The 3022-nt window shown below is 64.7% G+C and carries 3 protein-coding genes; all 3 read right to left on the bottom strand.

Features of this window, described 5'->3' with window-relative positions:
• Nucleotides 1-355 (bottom strand): TniQ family protein (locus tag ET21_RS26025; RefSeq protein ID WP_037471258.1); only part of this gene is annotated, 355 nt, incomplete at its 3' end.
• Nucleotides 352-1188, bottom strand: coding sequence for a TniB family NTP-binding protein (locus ET21_RS0117360; protein WP_030540651.1), 837 nt, complete (start codon nucleotides 1186-1188; stop codon nucleotides 352-354). The genes ET21_RS26025 and ET21_RS0117360, both read right to left, overlap by 4 nt.
• A complete protein-coding gene (locus ET21_RS0117355) occupies nucleotides 1185-2858 on the bottom strand; it encodes a Mu transposase C-terminal domain-containing protein (protein WP_030540650.1) in 1674 nt (557 codons plus the stop codon). Before ET21_RS0117355 ends, ET21_RS0117360 begins: the two co-directional genes overlap by 4 nt.
• Nucleotides 2859-3022: the final 164 nt, after the last annotated feature.

Here is a 3022-nt window from a genome sequence, read left to right as displayed (position 1 = left end):
GATCGCCGCGCCCACAGCCGACGAACGTCCTAGAAATCGCCTTCGCGGGCACCATCGTCGCCCACGCGAGCCGTTCTACCATCACCTGGCGGCGGTCCGGCACGCCAGCGACCGCCGGCGCCGGCGCGGCCAACCAAGCCGATGCGCGCGACGTGGCCGGTACGCGCGACGTGGCCGGTACGGGCGACACGGCCAGGTCGCGATCGGCGAGCGCCGCGTCGATGCCGAGATGGCGAAACAGCGCTTTGGGCGTGGTCTCATGACGCGCGGCCAGGCGGCGCAGCCAGGATTCGAAACATTCCTCGGGCAGCGGCCTCACCCGAAACGCCAGCGGCTCGATCTCCCGCCCGCTCATTCCGGGCTATAAGGCGTAAACAATTGCAGCGCCTCGGTGATATCGTCCTGGGTCACGAACCGGCGGTCATGCCGCCGCGCGACCTTTCCCGACCAGTGCAGGATGCGCTTGAAGTTCCCGGTGACCCCGCCGCTGGTCCGCCAGATGCGCTCGGCGAACGCGGGTTCGGCGAGATGGTCGGGCTCCTCCATCCCCATGCCGCGGGCCAGCGCGCGGATCAGGCGCTGCGCGGGCTCGCCCGGCTCCCATAACGGCAATTTGAGGATGATTGAGCGGTACGCCAGCTCGACATCGTCGGCGAAGATCTGCCGGGCGACATCGAGGCCCGCCACGACCAGCGGCACATTGCCCGCGCTCATCAGGAAGCGGAACGCATCGAGCGTATCGCGCCGCGCAACGCCGCTCGCGGTCAGGATCACATGGACATTGTCGATCGCGACCAGCCGCGTGCCCTGTTCGGCCAGCAGGTCGACGACCTTCAAATCGGCGGTTTTGTGCGTGTTCGTGCGGATCGGCCAGCCCTGTTTCCAGAGCAGGGCGAGGTTGATCTTGAGCGAGGTCGGACTCGAGGGAATGACCGTGCGCAGCACGGGCTGATAGCGCGCCTCGCCCCAATCGGCGGGCTCGGGAAAGGCTTCGGCAAGGCGGCGCTGCGCTTCGCGCAGGATCGAGGTTTTGCCCATGCCGGACTGTCCGGTGAGCACGATGCAGGTCGGGCGTTCCTCGGGATCGTCATGCGCGACATCGACGATCGTCTCGACCGCGTTCCGCGCTTCTTCGAAATCGATCCAGAAGGAGGGCGCCAGCGATGGCGCGGTCGCAGCGGCGCTCATGTCCGCTCCTGCAACCAGTCGTCTTCGCTGAGCTCGGCGACCGGTTTCCAGTCAATGGGCGGCTTTTCCGGCGCTTCGCCATACCGGAGGTCCGCGAGCGTCGTCCCCTCGCCTTCGCGGCGCTTTGCCTGGCGCCGCGCCGCCTTCGTGCGAACGCGGGCGCGGTGGATTTCCTGATTGGCGGCGGCCACCGCCCGCGCCGTCGCCGCGCGACCGCCATCGGCCTGGTAGGCCCGGCCTAGCGCCCGCACTCCTGCCCTGGCGGCCTCCCAATCCGCCTCCCAGACGTCGGGATAGTCGCCGACAACCGGCAATTCGACATAGCGGCCGTCGAGGTCGGCGTAGATATGCTGGATCGTCCGCTCATCCCAGCTGATCTCGACCCTTTGGCCGATCCTGGCGGCAAGCATCGGGTGCCAGTAATGGCGATATCTGATCTGGATACCCTTGGCATGGACCGTGAGCGACTTCGACGGCAGAAACTGGCGGAACAGTTCGCCCGCATCGACCGACACGGGCAGCAGCGGGCTGTGCTTCGCCGCCTCGCGCTCCCACATCTGGGCCGGACACAGGCCGCCCAGCGCGCTATGCGGCGCGTGATGATAGATCGCGATCTGGCACAGCAGCCAGCGCTCGAATTCCACAAGCGTCATCGCCGCGTCCGCCTCGGCATCATAGCCGTCGCGCGCCGCCACGTTCGATCCGGTCGCACCGGGCAAAAGCCGCAGTTTTCCAATCATCGTGCCGATCAGCCGCTCGATATGCCCGCCAAGATGGGCCGGCCCGGGCCTCCGCACATCGGGGCCAATCCCATTGCGGACGCAGGCGCGCCGGAAGGCTTCGGAGCGATGCGGTTTGGCCTGATCGGCATGCAAGCGCCGGAACAAACCGTGCATCGGATAGCTGACATCGACGCCCAGGTGGGCGAGGGCCGGCTCTTTGGGCAACACAGCGCTCGCAACCGCCCGTCCGCACCGGAATATCGAGGGGTCGCCGAAGCTGACATAGTAACCAAGAATGGACCGGGTCCAGATTTCGATGAGGAAGGTGATCCACGGTCTTCCGAGCTGTTCGCGCCGCAGACTATCGACCAGGATGACATCGCCCTTGGTGTGATCCATCTGAACCAGGTCGAGAAATCCCTCGCTTGCATATTCGCCGGGGTGCGGTTCATGGGCGCTCCGCGTCTTCGATCCCATCGTCGCTTTCGCCCAAACACGGCTCGGAATCTCAGCCAGAAGCCGCTCGATCGTCTTCTCGCTTGGGATCAGATCGGCGGGAAAGCGATGATCTCCGTTGTCCGCGTGCAACAGGCCCCAAATCTGCCGCGCCGCTTCCGCACGCGATGGCGGCACCATCTTGAGCGCAATTTCGTCGATCAACGTCTCGATGGCGGCCCTCACCTCGGGATCGATCCTGTGCGATCCAACAGCGGGTCCACGCGGTTTTGGAGCCAGCGTTTCCGCGACCGGATGCACCCGGAAGCGCGCGGCCAGTGTCCGTATCTGCCGCTCTTTAAGGCCGGTTGCCTCGGAAATCGCCTGAACCTGAGCCGCTGTCACCGGGCCGGAAAGCGATATATGTCGCCGGAAATGGGGGTAGAGAGCCAATCCCGCCTCAAGCGATTTGAGGCTCCGCCGGGGCGCTGGAGACGGCTTGCGCTCAATCACGGAACGGGCTCCCCAATGATTTTTGCTGTCCGCGAAATGTAGCTTATTTTGTCGAACACCGCGACGTGTATATTGCCCTAGACAGAATTACTCGCAGAGCATCCGATGTAATATATTGATATTACATGATATTATTGAAATGTAGCCTATTTTGTCGGCTGACA

This window comes from Sphingobium sp. DC-2, assembly GCF_000722555.1.
In the GTDB taxonomy this organism is placed as follows: Bacteria; Pseudomonadota; Alphaproteobacteria; order Sphingomonadales; family Sphingomonadaceae; genus Sphingobium; species Sphingobium quisquiliarum.
The sequence above is the reverse complement of the archived record's forward strand: the minus strand, read 5'-3'. Positions and strand labels throughout refer to the sequence as shown.

Bases quoted from the DNA above. Each gene is read 5' to 3' on its own strand.
- ET21_RS0117360 (WP_030540651.1), bottom strand. From the start codon at position 1,188: ATGAGCGCCGCTGCGACCGCGCCATCGCTGGCGCCCTCCTTCTGGATC.